Genomic DNA, 14725 nt, shown 5'->3' on the forward strand with positions numbered 1-14725 from the left:
TTTGTTAATTAATTACAATGACTTGAGCGTGCCTTTTGGCAGTACTGCGCTTACCGCAGACTTTTGAACAAGAATTTGGTTGGTCTCATTAAGCGAAATTTCAATGAAGTCTTTTTCATCAGAGACTTTTGTGATTTTGCCCACAATCCCGCCTTGAGTAAGCACCTCGTCGCCTTTTGCCAAAGACGACACCAAGTTTTTATGCTCTTTTACGCGTTTAGCTTGAGGGCGATAAAGTAGAAAGTAAAAAATCAGGCCAAAAACGGCGAGCATGATAAGTGGTTCAAATCCAAAACCAGGTGCAGCTCCACCGGCCTCTTGTGCATGTGCGCTTGATATAAAAAAGCTCATAATATTTCCTTGTTAATGTAAATTCTTATTGTTGTTATCTTGTTTGTAAGCCTTGGTGCTAAAGCGATGGAACGTCCATCCCTTTTTTAGCGTAGAACTCAGCAACAAATTCTTCTAGGCGATTGTGCTCAATAGCCTCTCTTAACCCTTCCATTACGCTTTGATAATAGCGTAGATTATGAATGGTATTTAAACGAGCGCCAAGTATCTCGTTGCACTTGTCTAAGTGATGAAGGTATGACCGAGTATAATTTTTACAAGTGTAACAATCACAATTTTCGTCAAGCGGCGAGGTATCCGTCTTATGCTTCGCGTTGCGAATTTTTATTACGCCCTCCCCTACAAACAAGTGACCGTTGCGTGCATTTCGCGTTGGCATAACGCAATCAAACATGTCAATCCCGCGTCTTACCGACTCTACAATATCTTCAGGCTTTCCTACGCCCATTAAATATCGAGGCTTGTGCTCTGGAATTTTAGGAGCGGTATGTTTAACAATGCGCATCATATCTTCTTTGGGCTCACCGACCGACAAACCGCCAATGGCGTAACCATCAAAATCTATCGCTTCTAAGCCTTCAAGTGACACATCGCGTAAATCTTCATACATGCCTCCTTGAATAATGCCAAACAAGGCCGAAGGGTTGTCACCATGCTCATCTTTACTGCGCTTCGCCCATCGCAGCGAGAGCTGCATAGATGTTTCGGCTTCTTCGGGCGTGGCAGGGTATGGCGTGCACTCGTCAAAAATCATCACGATGTCGGAGCCTAAATCACGCTGAACCTGCATAGACTTTTCGGGTGTAAGGAGGATTTTTTCACCGTTGATAGGCGAACGAAAAGTCACGCCCTCTTCATTGATTTTGCGTAAATCCCCTAAAGAAAACACCTGAAAGCCGCCAGAGTCAGTTAAAATAGGCTTGTCCCAGTGCATAAAGTCGTGCAGGTCGCCATGGTCTTTTATAATTTGCGTACCCGGACGTAACATTAAGTGAAAGGTATTACCCAAACAAATGTGAGCGCCTGTATCGGCTAACTCTTCCGGTGTCATGCCTTTGACCGTCCCGTAGGTGCCAACGGGCATAAATGCGGGCGTTTGAACAACGCCTCTGTCAAACACCAATTGCCCTCTGCGAGCCATTCCATCGGTGTTTAATAAATTAAATTTCATTGAATACTCTGCGCCAATTCCTCAATTTGCACTGCAAGAACACAGCAGACATTGAGGCTATCAAAAATTGGGCGAGATTATAGCAAAAGCTACCCGCCTTGGCATTAGCTAAAGTACGCAAGGGTTCGTGTTTCCTTTAGCGCTCCATAGAAGGCGTAAATCTTACTGGTCACTTTCCTTTTTTTCGATGAACATAGCATCACCATAACTAAAAAATCGGTATTGCTCTTCTATGGCTTGATGATACGCCTGCATCACTTCCTCGCGTCCAGCAAATGCGCTGATTAACATCATGAGAGTGGATTGCGGTAAGTGAAAATTAGTAATCATTGCGTCGACGACTTTAAAGTTAAAGCCCGGGTAGATAAAAATACTGGTGTCTGATAAAAATGGCGCAATAAGCGCATCGTCCTGCTGATGCGCTGCCGACTCTATCGAACGCACCGACGTCGTTCCCACAGCAACTACTCGCTTACCCGCGGCTTTGGTGGCTAATATTTTGCTTATTACCTCTTCGGTGACTTCCGCATATTCAGCGTGCATGTGATGTTCTTCAATATTCTCAACGCGCACGGGCTGAAAAGTACCGGCCCCCACATGCAAGGTTACAAAGGCTGAATCAACACCCTTTTGTGACAAGGCGTTTAATAATGCTTGGTCGAAATGGAGTCCAGCGGTAGGCGCTGCAACAGCACCGGGCTTTTGGTTATATACCGTTTGATAGCGCTCTTTATCACTTTCTTCATCAGGGCGGTCAATATAAGGTGGCAAAGGCATGTGACCGTGGCGTTCTAACAATTCAAACACATTGTCTGTGCCTAAAAATTTGATATGAAATAATGCATCCTGACGCCCTAAGACCTCTATTTGCAAGCCACCTTCCATATTCAATACCGCGCCTTGTTTAGGAGACTTGCTCGCGCGTATGTGGCTGAGCGCAGTATTATCATTAAGTACGCGCTCAAGCATGACCTCAACCTTGCCCCCAGATGATTTCTGCCCAAATAGCCGCGCGGGTATTACCCGAGTATTATTAAAAATGAGTAAATCACCGCTCTCGAGTAAGTCCAAAATATCAGTAAACTGCCCATGAACCACCTCGCCAGTGTTTCCATTGAGCTTTAGCATCCGGCTAGACGTACGCTCTTTTGCGGGATATTTGGCAATTAAATCTTCAGGTAGCTCAAAGTCAAAGTCGCTTATTTTCATATTTCTCACTGTTTGCTGGTGGGCGTTTTGTCAAAAGGGATAGTATCAGATACCTAAGCACAGGTTCACATACCTTAAAGTTGTCGCACATTGTATCGTACTGACCTAGTATCTATTGTTCATATTTTAGACATCTCCCTGTAGTCTTAAATTTAGCCCAACCTTATCGCTGGGCTTTTCTTTTGTAGCCTTACTTTTTTTACTCATGAATATCGTATTTTTACTTTTTTTACGGGAAAAAGGTTGTTGAGTTATGGTAACTTTATGCCTTAAATCATCGAAACAATAAAAGTGTGAACTCAGCATAATGACAACATGGATAAAAGCCAAACGGATTATGGCGCGATATTTAAGCGAAATGCGATGGTACGTAATTGTCAGTTTTACGCTCGCCTACGCCGTTTCGAGCTACTTGTTATTATACGCGGTAGGAGAATACGATCTCTTAGCGACTCATAATTTCGCTTATTGGCTCGTCGTCACCGGCTCCACTGTTGGTTATGGCGATATGTCACCTACCACCGAGGCAGGAAAATGGGCCGTTGCGCTCTACATTATTCCCGTTGGCTTAAGTATATTTGCATTGTTATTGGGCAGAATTGCCAATTGGGTAGGGAATCAGTGGCAAAAAGGAGCAAAAGGCTTGAACGCATTAAATGTTGAAAATCACGTATTACTAATAGGCTGGAACGGCAAACGAACGATGCAGCTACTCAAACTTCTGCTGATTGAGAAGGCAAGCGCGTCGAACAATCCCGATATTGTTCTGTGTGTTCGTGCAGATATTGAAAACCCCATGCCCTCAAAAATCGATTTTGTGAAGGTGCACTCATTTAACAACGATGACGATATGGACAGAGCGTGCATAGATAAAGCGGCAACAATTATTATAGACAATCCGCAAGACGATATGACCATGACCACGGCGCTCTATTGCTCCAAGCGCAATCAAAAAGCGCACAAAGTCGCTTATTTCGATGATGAAAGCCTAGTGCCGTTGTTACAAAAACATTGTCCTGAAATTGAGTGCACGCCCAGTGTTGCGGTAGAGATGCTGGCAAAATCGGCGTTCGACCCAGGTTCAAGTTTACTGCATCACGATTTATTAGACGTATATGAAGGACAGGCACAGTTTTCAGCCACTATCCCAGAGGCAACACAAGATTTAAAGGTAGAAACTGTATTTTTAGCCCTTAAAAAACGCTATAACGCTACCTTTATTGGCTATGTGGAGCATAGCGACTTTCATAATATTATCGTTAATCCCCCCTTAACGGATGAACTCCACGCAGGGGCGAAGGTCTTCTACATTGCTGACAAGCGCATCAACGATATTGCGTGGCAGTCGTTTGCCGACTCAAGCGAAGAAATCTAGTTTTGAGGCCATTGTTTGTGAGAGTTTTATTCTGCGAAAAGCGTTTTACACGAGAGTAAGTAGTACATGACAGAGCAAGCCCCTATAGAAAACAACAATTCGCCTAATAGCGCTGGGCCAAAGGCCAATAAACCTCCTCAAACCGGTTTTTTTGGCAATCTAGTTTTTAATATTGCAGTGCCCGTGCTGATCATGAGCTATTTGAGCTCAGACGAACATCTTGGACCTGCATGGAGCGTCGTTGTTGCCTTAGCGTTTCCGCTTGGCTTTGGCTTATATGATTTACAAAAGACCAAAAAGATAAATGGTTTTTCAATTCTTGGTATTGTGAGTGTATTGCTCACCGGCGGAATAAGCCTATTGAAGCTACCGGCGGAATACATGGCAATTAAAGAGGCGTCAATCCCTGCAGCCATAGGGCTTGCAGTGTTGGTAACACAATTTACGCAAAAGCCGCTAGTTAAAATGCTGATACTAAACGACCAGATCATCAATTGGGATAAGCTTAACGCGAGCCTGGCTCATCACAATGCAAGCGCTGAATTTAATAAAAAGGTAGCCGTGAGCTCTTATATCGTCACCGCCTCTTTCTTTTTGTCGTCGGCGCTCAATTATGGCCTTGCCAAATGGATATTAGTGTCGGAACCGGGAACGACCGCGTATACAGAAGAGCTCGGGCGCATGACGGCGCTCAGCTATCCGGTAATTGTTATCCCCAGTATGGTGCTTCTTATCACTGCCCTCATCTACCTTTTCAAACAAATATCGCGCTGCACGGGCGAACCCATAGAAAATTTCTTGAATCAATAAGTGAGTAGAGAATGACTCGACATTTTGAGCAAGCCGACGGGCTTTGTGAGCAGCATGACAGCGCAACGCATAATTTTGTGTTCAACCAAACCATGTTGCGAATTAAAGACCCTAAACGTAGCCTTCACTTTTATACAGAGGTGTTAGGTATGACCTTGGTCAAACGTTTAGACTTTGAAGATATGCAGTTTAGTCTTTATTTTTTGACGTCTATTGCACCTGACCAACGAGAGCAATGGTCAGAGGATGCAAATGAACGCATTATCCAAACCTTTGGTCGCCCCGCCATGCTAGAGCTCACTCATAACTGGGGAGATGAGCAAAATGAGAATGTGTCTTATCATAATGGTAATAATGAGCCTAAAGGCTTTGGTCATATCGGATTTGCAGTTCCCAACATAGAGCAAGCCTGCGAGCGCTTTGAATCGCTCGGTGTTGAATTTCAGAAAAAGCCTAACGATGGCAGCATGAAAGGCATCGCATTTATAAAAGACCCAGACGGGTACTGGATTGAAATTTTCACGCCACACGACCTACCAAAGATGCTTGGGAAACACACAGAATAAGCGAGTAGGTAGCATTTGGCGTTGAGGCATACCTTGAGGAATATTTTAAGGCGTGTAATGAATGCACGTAACAAATGCATGTAATAAACGAAATGCTTCAAAGCGACCATCAAAATTGTCAAAAAAGGTCCATGAACACGGACCTTTCTGTTTTACTTAATTTTTTACTTCATTTTCTACTTCATTTTTTTCGCCGTACCCACATCACAGTTATCGCAAGACCCATTATCAATATGCCCGCCGGCGCCGGCACATCAATAGGGTTTTCTGAGGTCGCTAAAAACGCAAACGCATTTAGTGCAAAAATACCGTTGTCATTGAGCGGCGAAAAGTCTGCCTGCGTAGTAAACATATCGATGTCGGCTACCACAATCAAAGAACCCGCTCCCGCTGCATATTGGCCTGCGCCCCAAGCAGCCGCTATCACTTGGTTTTCAGCATTTGTCCCGATTACCGTGCCGTTATTGTCAAGTACATCATTGAGCGAAATGTAACCTTCTTCTCCACCCCCCTGCGTTATATTGTTAGCCACGCCAAAAGGCCCATCGAATAAAGGCGCGATGCCATTAACTGGTGATATTGCGGTTTGACCAACCGTGGGCAGTCCAAGAGCGGCACCTATCCCATCTCGACCTGCACTGTCTTGCATCAACCACAAATCACCACCGTTCAAGAAGAAATCGATGACATCTGCGTGAAAGGACGTTGATTCGCTCGTAAGCCACCAAGGTACAATAAATCCGTCTACTCCGGCCAAACCAGCTGCATCGGGCACAATGTCGACGGTTGAAATAGATTCATTTACTATGCCGCCGGGGCCAAAGTAAACAGGATTTTCAAGAGCTTCTCGAAAGCCAACCACGTTTAAACCGCCATCCCAAGCATATGAACCATTGCTGGCTTGAAATGCGGCGCTAGGACCTCCCACAATATATGCGGAGGCATTAAAAGATGGCAGTAAGACAAGTAATAAGCCTGCCATAAGAATGTTACACATTTTATTCATATCAATTTTCCTTTTGTTAGAGAATGCGAGCAAACTACAAAACCCCTATTGCTCATTTTTTGTACAGCACGGAATGTGCCAGCTCATTAAATTCAAACTTAATCAACTGTTTAAAAAATGAACAAATAACAAATGTGAAATTTTGTAAAGAAATCTGACAGGTGTTAACGCAGAACAAAGAAGATAATTCTTTGTTTAATTTAGGGAGTCTGCTTCAAAGACAATAGACAAGATATTTAGACTGAAAAATGTAGGAATAAAAAAGCTACTGCAAAAGGCATGAAAAATGAAAAATGAAAAGGATAGACACGGTAAACAAGAGAACGGCTAGTTAAGATAGCCGCATCATACCCTTTAGTTACATAAGCTCAGCTCTTCTGGAGAAAAAACATTCCTCCAGCAGCGTTATAACGCGAGTTACTGCGTTGAATTAGCGGGTGATTGGCGCACGTCCAAAAGCTCAAAAATACCGTGAGCAATGTCTACATTATCAATATTGCCGCTGAAACGCTCAATGCCAGGGCCATAACCGAATACATTCACATCTACCGCAGTATGGCCGATGGTTGTCCAGCCAGTATTAGTTCGCTCATCGAGGATACGTTTCAATACATTTTCTGCATCTCGCGGCTTCATATCACTTGAAATAGATTGAACACTGGCGACTTCGGTCTCGGTAAGCTCAAAACCAAACATTTCAGCCACAAAGGCAGCGGGCTCATTGTTTTGCTTACTGCTGTTCGAAGAAGACTCCATTAAAGAGCGCGATAGCACCCCTTTTGCTATTTCCGGTACTGATGCCTTAACGCCCTTTAACCATTTAGGATCCCAGCGATACCCGTCTTCTCCGGCAACCGTCAGCCCGCCAGTGCTGTGATCTGCTGTTAGAATAACAAGGGTATCTGGATTAGTGGCCGTAAACGCTTTAATCGTGTTCATGGTTGCCACCAAGTCGGTCATCTCAGCCATTGCCGATGCAATCTCGTTACCATGCCCTGCCCAGTCTACCTGACTAGCTTCTACCAATAAAAAGAATCCGTCTTTATTGTCGAGCTGCTCAAGCGCCGCTTTGGTTAAGGTGTTTAGGCGAAGGGGGTCACTATCATCTAGCGACCAGGGCAGACTTTGCGGTGCAAATAAGCCCAGCAGGGGCTTGTCTGTGGCGACCGACGCAAGTTCGTCATAAGCTGTAATATATTGATAACCGTTTGCTACAAATTCACTGACCACATCACGGTCTTCACGAATAAAGTGGTCGGTACCGGCCCCTAGCATTACATCAGCCAGAAATTTTCCGTCGATCCTATCGTCAAAAAAACTATCCGCAATCTGGGCGTAGTTGCGACGTTGCTCGTTTGCCACCATATAAGAAGCTGGTGTTGCATGCACAATAGTTGAGGTGACCGCTAGCCCTGTCTTCATGCCCTGCTTTCGCGCCCGATGCAGAACCGTCTCTTGGGGCTGCTTGTTAACGTCCATGCCAATGGCACCGTTGTAAGTTTTTACGCCTGCGGCCAGTGCCGTCGCGCTCGCCGCCGAATCGGTCACATAGCCAGAATCGCCGTGCGGGTAAGTGCGCGCGGTACCTATAAGCATGTCGTCAAACACTGTAGTCTCGACCGCCTCGGTATTTGGGTCGTCGTTATAATATCGATATGCTGATACATAAGCAGGCCCCATGCCATCGGCAATGACCATAATGATGTTTTTGGGCGCGTCTTGCTTTGGCGTGTTATCGCTCGCAGATGTAGCCGTGGCTAAACATAAAAGGCTGGCAGCAACTGCGCTAAAACGTAAAAAAGAGGCTGAAATATTATTGTGCTTTTTCATAGTATGTCCGAAGAGTGACGCGATAGCTTATACAAGTACATTATCGCTTTTTGCCCATTATCATTGCATTGATACATCTGCATTAACACATCTGCACAAACACATCTGCATAAACAACGTGTGTTACTACAGAGCATCACTTTTTGCTTACCGAACGTGTCTGTTCGGTTGAGATATGCGTGGTATGAGTATACTAGGAATTTTTAAAATTTATAATCTAACGAGGTTTTTTAAACACTTATTTGCTTTGTTAGTGCATTTCCAGTGTTTAAGTATCTGTTGATTAAGTTCCCAGTGATTAAGTACCCAATGATGAAGCGGTGTTTTCGCAACAAATAAGCGGTGAGTAAGCCGAGACTTAGAAATGAATCCTCCCATGGCCCTTCAAGCGCTTATTCACACTTATGGCCGTACTAACGGTCATAATTATGGTTATTGTAGTACGTGCGACCATACTCATGGTCATTCTCATATTGATTTCAATATTCTAACTGCGTTCAAGCAAGCAAACCCAAGCGTTCAAGCGCAATCATTCACAAAATGAATATCGAAAATGAAAATTATACATTATTTTTATTGAGATTGGTCTTCTAGGATGAAAGCAGGTCTTAAGCAAAGCCGCTTATTCACAACTGCCAAAATTTAGGCAGACACAGAAGAGGAAATCACTATGTCAACTTATCTTCAAGACATTAAACAATTCACCGAACTTAAATCTGCACAGGGCAGTGCTTGGAATGCGATTAGTCCTGAGTATGCGGCGCGCATGAAGGCGCAAAATAGATTCAAAACCGGGCTCGACATCGCTAAGTACACCGCCGGCATTATGCGCCAAGACATGGCTGACTACGACGCCGACAGTGCGCAATACACCCAATCACTAGGCTGCTGGCATGGCTTTGTAGGCCAGCAAAAAATGCTAGCAGTGAAAAAACATCAGGGCACTACCAGCAAGAGCTACTTATATCTGTCAGGCTGGATGGTGGCAGCGATGCGCTCTGAGTTTGGTCCACTGCCCGACCAATCTATGCACGAAAAAACGTCAGTGCCAGCGTTAATAGAAGAGCTTTACACATTTTTACGTCAGGCTGACGCACGCGAACTAGGCTCACTTTTTGACCAGCTCGATACTGCTGCAGCTAATGGGCAAGATACAAAGGCGATTCAGGCTAAAATTGATAATTTTGAGACACATATTGTTCCCATAATTGCAGACATAGACGCCGGTTTTGGTAACGAAGAGGCCACTTACTTATTAGCTAAAAAAATGATTGAAGCGGGTGCTTGCTGCATCCAAATTGAAAACCAAGTTTCAGACGCTAAGCAGTGTGGTCACCAAGATGGAAAGGTCACTGTTCCCCACGAGGACTTTTTGGCAAAAATTAATGCAGTACGATACGCATTTTTGGAGCTAGGTGTGGACGATGGCGTGATTGTTGCGCGCACAGATTCATTGGGTGCTGGGCTAACGCAAAAAATTCCGGTATCGCAAAGCGCAGACGATTTAGCCGCGCAATACAACGCCTTTTTAGAGACTACAGAGATTAGCAACATTGAGGAGCTGAGCGAAGGCGACACAGTGATGAAACTTGCCGGAAAATTAGTAAAACCGGTGCGCTTACCCAATGGCCTCTATAAGTTTAAAGAAAACACGGGATTTGATCGTGTGGTGCTAGATTGCATTACAAGCTTACAAAACGGCGCCGATCTGTTATGGATTGAGACTGAAAAGCCCCATGTCGGTCAAATTGCAGACATGGTAAATGCGATCCGTGAGCAAGTGCCCAACGCGAAGTTGGTGTACAACAACAGTCCGTCATTCAACTGGACGTTGAACTTCCGTCAACAAGTCTTCGATAACTGGACACAAGCAGGTAAAGACACGGCTGGCTACGACCGCAGTGCATTGATGTCGTCTGTGTATGATGACTCAGAACTGGCACTAGAGGCCGATGCGAAAATTCGTACCTTCCAAGCAGATGCTGCTCGTGAGGCCGGAATTTTCCATCACTTAATTACCCTACCAACTTATCATACGGCGGCTCTGTCTACCGACAACTTAGCAAAAGGCTATTTTGGTGAAGACGGCATGCTTGCTTATGTGAAAGGTGTTCAGCGCCAAGAGATTCGACAGGGCTTAGCCTGCGTAAAACACCAAGCAATGGCTGGTTCAGACTTAGGCGATACTCACAAAGAGTACTTCTCTGGTGAGCAGGCGCTTAAAGCCTCTGGTGAAGACAACACGATGAACCAGTTTGACGTAGTTGCATAGCAGCACGTGGTGACTTCAATATTTAAAGACTCTTGTTCGGCGCCCTTCGGGGCGTTTTTTTACGCTCATCTTTTAGACTTTTTTCAGATTTATTTTTAAGACTTATTTCTCATAGAAAAAAAGCATCAATACCAATAAGTGCAGCACAACAAGGCAAGACGAGCGCAAAGCTTAGGTTTTAGCAATATTGAATTGAGCGATACACCGCTTCGGCCCGATAACAGAACAAAGAAATGAGTATAAATATCAATAAAATACATAAAAAAACGGCATTCATGCTACTAATGAATAATCAATGCGATATTCTATTGCTTATATACTCGTATCGAGATGTGTGTTCACGATAGGCATAATGCACGTACGGCGACTGCATCCTTTCTCTACGTTCTTTATACGCATGCTTTGTATGCGTTCTTTAGATGCTTGAACAACGACAACAACTGCAAATTGGGGAGTTTTTTTGAACATTGCAAAGGTAGACCTTAATTTACTCGTTTACTTAGACGTGTTACTCAGAGAAGGCAGCGTTACAAGAGCTGCAAACCAACTGAGTATTACTCAGCCAGCAATGAGCAACGGCTTAAAACGCCTTAGGGACTTATTTAAAGACCCCCTACTCGTGCGCACTAGCGACGGGATGACACCCACAAAGCGGGCACTTGAGCTGCAGCCAGTTATCCGAGATGTCTTAAGCCGACTGGAATCATCTATACAGCCTGAAGTAGAATTTGAACCGAGTACAAGCGTTCGCACCTTCCGCATTATGACCAGTGATTATGCTGAATCAACCTTATTGCTTGAGCTTATTGGCAAATTGTCAAAACTCGCACCCAATATTACCCTCGATTTAATCACACCAAGTGACGTAACCTTTCACGATGTGGAGCAAGGTAAGGTTGATATGGCGATTAATCGATTTGATGAACTGCCGCTGTCGTTTCATCAGAAGGTTATTTGGTACGACACCTTTGCCTGTGTTATCAGCTCTGATCACGCGGCTAAAGACAATTTTGATTTGCAGGCGTATCTGCAAGGACAACATATTTGGGTAAGTAAAACCGGCTTTGGTGTAGGCGTTGGTATTGACCCTAACGAAGTGCAAAAACTCGGTTGGGTAGATGCCGAGCTCACCAAAATTGGCAAACAACGAGATATTCGAGTGTTCACGCGCCACTATCATGCGGCGCTTCAGCTGGCAAAAACGCAGAACCTTATTGCGACTCTGCCGAGCAAAGCTGCAAAAATATTTAAAGACGACCCTGCTATCACTGTTGTGCCACCGCCATTTGATATCCCCCCTATCGCCCTGAAGATGGCATGGAGCGCTTTATTGCATCACGACGCCGGGCATATATGGCTGCGCCGCCTAATAAATGAGGTGGCCGAAGAGATGTCTCCAAGTCATTAAACTACTTCGTTATGTGGCTAGCTCACATACGATAAGCCCATGCCAATGACTATTCATGTAAGTTATGCTAAACATATTTATCATAAACTAAACAATAGTAGTTTGCTCTCATACACTGCAAGTCAGATTAACGCGGGAGAAAGCCATGTCAGCATATATTGAAAAAGGGAGCCTTAAGATAGCCCCGACGCTTTATTCATTTATAACGAAAAAAGCATTAGTAGGCTTAGATGTCAGTGAAGCTGAGTTTTGGCAGGGCTTCGAAGCCGTGCTTAATGAGTTTACTCACCCAAACAATGAGTTGTTAAATAAACGCATTCAGCTGCAGACTGCTATTGATGAGTTCCATACTCAGCAAAAAGAAGCAAGCTTTGAGCAGTACAAAACATTTTTGCAGTCGATTGGCTATTTAGAAGCGCAAGCTGTAGAAGCACAAGCTGCTGAACGCAGCGACTCAGCCCAAATTAGCACTCAAAATATTGATGAAGAGATAGCCAAAATGGCCGGACCGCAGCTTGTGGTCCCCATCAACAACGCCCGATATGCGCTAAACGCGGTAAACGCTCGCTGGGGAAGTTTATACGACGCTTTGTACGGCACAGATGCGCTTGGCTCCTTGCCCTCTGGCAAACAGTACGACGCGAATCGAGGCGATGAAGTCATACAGCAGGCAAGGAAATATCTTGACGTAATTGCCCCCCTCACGCATGGAAGCCATGTGCAAAGCACCGCCTATTATATCGAAAATCAACAGCTGGTTGTGGCGCTCAGTGATGATACTCGAACTACTCTACAAGATCCGGCGCAGCTTAAAGGCTATCAGGGTAGCCTGAATAATATCAGCGCTATATTACTTGAGCATAATGGTCTTCATGCTGAAATCCAGTTTGACCCAACTCATCCCATTGGTGAGCGTGACCCAGCTAACATCAAAGATATCGCGCTGGAGTCTGCCCTTACAACCATCATGGACTGCGAAGATTCGGTCGCCGCGGTAGATGCAGAAGACAAAACCCTGGTATATCAAAACTGGTTAGGCTTAATGCAGGGCAATCTCAGTGTAGAGCTCGAAAAAAACGGCAAAACTAGCATCCGTAAAATGCATGCAAATCGTTTTTACAAAACCCCAGACGGCGCTCACGAGGGTTTGACCCTCTCGGGTCGGAGTTTAATGTTCATCCGCAACGTTGGCCATTTGATGCAAAACGATGCTGTGTTGTTCAATGACGAACCGGTTTATGAGGGCATTATGGACGGCATTATCACAAGTCTGATTGCCAAGCATGACCTTAGTAAAAACAGTGCGTTTGAAAACAGCAAAACCGGCAGTGTATATATTGTGAAGCCAAAAATGCACGGGTCAGAAGAGGTGGCATTTACCTGCAGTTTATTTAGCGCGATTGAAACTGCGCTTAAACTACCATCATACACCCTCAAAATAGGCATCATGGACGAGGAGCGACGCACGAGCTTAAACCTAAGCGCATGTATCGCAAAGGCTAAAGAGCGAGTGGTTTTTATCAATACCGGATTTTTAGACCGAACCGGCGATGAAATTCATACGTCTATGCTGAAGGGCGCATTTGCACCAAAAGCAGAACTCAAAGAGCGCCCGTGGCTGCAGGCATACGAAATGGCAAACGTGATCACCGGGCTCAATCATGGCCTTTCGGGCAAGGCGCAAATTGGAAAGGGTATGTGGCCGATGCCAGAACTCATGGCTAATATGATGCAAACAAAGGTTGCCCATCCAAAGGCCGGCGCTAGCACGGCATGGGTCCCCTCGCCTACTGCCGCAACTCTACACGCCTTGCATTATCATCAAGTCGATGTATTTGAGGTGCAGCAGCATCTTTCAACACACACCTTTGATGGCGTCGATACCATACTCGACATTCCTCTACTGCAAAGTCAACGCACCCTTACTGACGACGAAATACAGCGTGAACTCGACAATAATGTGCAGGGAATATTAGGCTACGTAGTGCGCTGGGTGCATCAAGGCATAGGGTGTTCAAAAGTGCCCGACATAAATAATGTTGGTTTGATGGAAGATAGAGCCACCTTGCGTATCTCGAGCCAGCATATTGCCAATTGGCTAGAGCATGGTCTACTGACGGCAAATCAGGTAAACGAATCGCTCAAACGCATGGCTAAATTGGTAGATGAACAAAATCAAGGTGACGCCTCCTATATTCCAATGCTGCCTGATTTAGATAACAGCATCGGCTTTCAGGCGGCAAAAGACCTTATATTTTTGGGTAAAATACAGCCTAACGGCTACACCGAACCACTTCTGCATCAACGCCGCAGAGAAATGAAGGCACGCTTGGCGCAGCAGTCTGTCGTGACAGATGATTTTACCAAACAGTCTGCATAAGTCTGAATAATTGCGCATAAGTTTGCGCATAAGTGGTAAGGAAGTAAAAACCTCTTAAGCTGAATGGATATTGAATTTATTTAGCTTAAGCGGTTGACCGCGTCACCAAAGCAGATTACATTCTAATCAACTACAGGGCACTTAAGTTGATATTGAACGAATAAACGTTCAAAGTCGTTGCACCTTGCGACTTTTATAGCAAAGAACACAAAGCCGACAATATCACAAGCTTGCAAACGGAACACAAATGACGTCAGCAAATTCATTAATTATTTTACTACTCGGTCTGGCAGCTTAGGCGCACGGGTAGCCTGTATATGAAATTTCAAAAACCCGTGTATATCACG

General features: G+C 44.7%; 11 protein-coding genes. 6 read left to right on the forward strand and 5 right to left on the reverse strand.

Going from position 1 to position 14725, the window contains the following annotated elements:
* Positions 1 to 12: 12 nt before the first annotated feature.
* From yajC to queA, 3 genes are all read right to left on the reverse strand, one after another.
* Positions 13 to 351, reverse strand: coding sequence for a preprotein translocase subunit YajC (gene yajC / locus ACFO4O_RS17330; RefSeq protein WP_382410831.1), 339 nt, complete (start codon positions 349 to 351; stop codon positions 13 to 15).
* A gap of 58 nt (positions 352 to 409) precedes the next feature.
* The gene (gene tgt / locus ACFO4O_RS17335; RefSeq protein ID WP_382410833.1) at positions 410 to 1522 is read right to left on the reverse strand and encodes a tRNA guanosine(34) transglycosylase Tgt; all 1113 of its coding nucleotides are present in this window, start codon (positions 1520 to 1522) and stop codon (positions 410 to 412) included.
* A gap of 162 nt (positions 1523 to 1684) precedes the next feature.
* Complete coding sequence (queA, locus tag ACFO4O_RS17340; RefSeq protein WP_382410835.1) at positions 1685 to 2731, reverse strand: tRNA preQ1(34) S-adenosylmethionine ribosyltransferase-isomerase QueA; 1047 nt, start codon at positions 2729 to 2731, stop codon at positions 1685 to 1687.
* A 307-nt stretch (positions 2732 to 3038) separates the two neighbouring features.
* Between queA and ACFO4O_RS17345 the strand changes: the two genes are divergently transcribed.
* From ACFO4O_RS17345 to gloA, 3 genes are all read left to right on the forward strand, one after another.
* The gene (locus ACFO4O_RS17345) at positions 3039 to 4106 is read left to right on the forward strand and encodes a potassium channel family protein (protein WP_382410837.1); all 1068 of its coding nucleotides are present in this window, start codon (positions 3039 to 3041) and stop codon (positions 4104 to 4106) included.
* Positions 4107 to 4172: 66 nt separating this feature from the next.
* On the forward strand, positions 4173 to 4916 hold the full coding sequence (locus ACFO4O_RS17350; protein WP_382410839.1) for a VC0807 family protein: 744 nt from the start codon (positions 4173 to 4175) through the stop codon (positions 4914 to 4916).
* A gap of 11 nt (positions 4917 to 4927) precedes the next feature.
* Positions 4928 to 5482 (forward strand): lactoylglutathione lyase, encoded by a 555-nt coding sequence (gloA, locus tag ACFO4O_RS17355; RefSeq protein WP_382410841.1) that lies wholly within the window; start codon positions 4928 to 4930, stop codon positions 5480 to 5482.
* A gap of 181 nt (positions 5483 to 5663) precedes the next feature.
* Here gloA and ACFO4O_RS17360 read toward each other — a convergent pair whose 3' ends face one another.
* Together ACFO4O_RS17360 and ACFO4O_RS17365 are read right to left on the reverse strand one after the other, a co-directional pair.
* On the reverse strand, positions 5664 to 6488 hold the full coding sequence (locus ACFO4O_RS17360) for a hypothetical protein (RefSeq protein WP_382410843.1): 825 nt from the start codon (positions 6486 to 6488) through the stop codon (positions 5664 to 5666).
* A gap of 417 nt (positions 6489 to 6905) precedes the next feature.
* Positions 6906 to 8318, reverse strand: coding sequence for an alkaline phosphatase (locus ACFO4O_RS17365; protein WP_382410845.1), 1413 nt, complete (start codon positions 8316 to 8318; stop codon positions 6906 to 6908).
* Positions 8319 to 8988: 670 nt separating this feature from the next.
* On the opposite strand from ACFO4O_RS17365, the gene ACFO4O_RS17370 reads away from it, so the two are divergent.
* The 3 genes from ACFO4O_RS17370 (at position 8989) to ACFO4O_RS17380 (ending at position 14378) form a co-directional block, all read left to right on the forward strand.
* Positions 8989 to 10590, forward strand: a complete 1602-nt coding sequence (locus ACFO4O_RS17370) for an isocitrate lyase (protein ID WP_382410847.1) — start codon at positions 8989 to 8991, stop codon at positions 10588 to 10590.
* Between the two features lie 460 nt (positions 10591 to 11050).
* A complete protein-coding gene (locus ACFO4O_RS17375; RefSeq protein WP_382410849.1) occupies positions 11051 to 11998 on the forward strand; it encodes a LysR family transcriptional regulator in 948 nt (315 codons plus the stop codon).
* A gap of 145 nt (positions 11999 to 12143) precedes the next feature.
* Positions 12144 to 14378, forward strand: a complete 2235-nt coding sequence (locus ACFO4O_RS17380; protein WP_382410851.1) for a malate synthase G — start codon at positions 12144 to 12146, stop codon at positions 14376 to 14378.
* The last annotated feature ends 347 nt before the right edge of the window (positions 14379 to 14725 follow it).

It is taken from the genome of Glaciecola siphonariae (assembly GCF_042652645.1).
Classification (GTDB): Bacteria; Pseudomonadota; Gammaproteobacteria; order Enterobacterales; family Alteromonadaceae; genus Glaciecola; species Glaciecola siphonariae.

Coding starts and splice junctions, on each gene's coding strand:
- ACFO4O_RS17370 (WP_382410847.1), top strand. CDS start 8,989: ATGTCAACTTATCTTCAAGACATTAAACAATTCACCGAACTTAAATCT.
- queA (WP_382410835.1), bottom strand. CDS start 2,731: ATGAAAATAAGCGACTTTGACTTTGAGCTACCTGAAGATTTAATTGCC.
- ACFO4O_RS17380 (WP_382410851.1), top strand. CDS start 12,144: ATGTCAGCATATATTGAAAAAGGGAGCCTTAAGATAGCCCCGACGCTT.
- ACFO4O_RS17360 (WP_382410843.1), bottom strand. CDS start 6,488: ATGAATAAAATGTGTAACATTCTTATGGCAGGCTTATTACTTGTCTTA.
- yajC (WP_382410831.1), bottom strand. CDS start 351: ATGAGCTTTTTTATATCAAGCGCACATGCACAAGAGGCCGGTGGAGCT.
- ACFO4O_RS17345 (WP_382410837.1), top strand. CDS start 3,039: ATGACAACATGGATAAAAGCCAAACGGATTATGGCGCGATATTTAAGC.
- tgt (WP_382410833.1), bottom strand. CDS start 1,522: ATGAAATTTAATTTATTAAACACCGATGGAATGGCTCGCAGAGGGCAA.
- ACFO4O_RS17365 (WP_382410845.1), bottom strand. CDS start 8,318: ATGAAAAAGCACAATAATATTTCAGCCTCTTTTTTACGTTTTAGCGCA.
- gloA (WP_382410841.1), top strand. CDS start 4,928: ATGACTCGACATTTTGAGCAAGCCGACGGGCTTTGTGAGCAGCATGAC.
- ACFO4O_RS17350 (WP_382410839.1), top strand. CDS start 4,173: ATGACAGAGCAAGCCCCTATAGAAAACAACAATTCGCCTAATAGCGCT.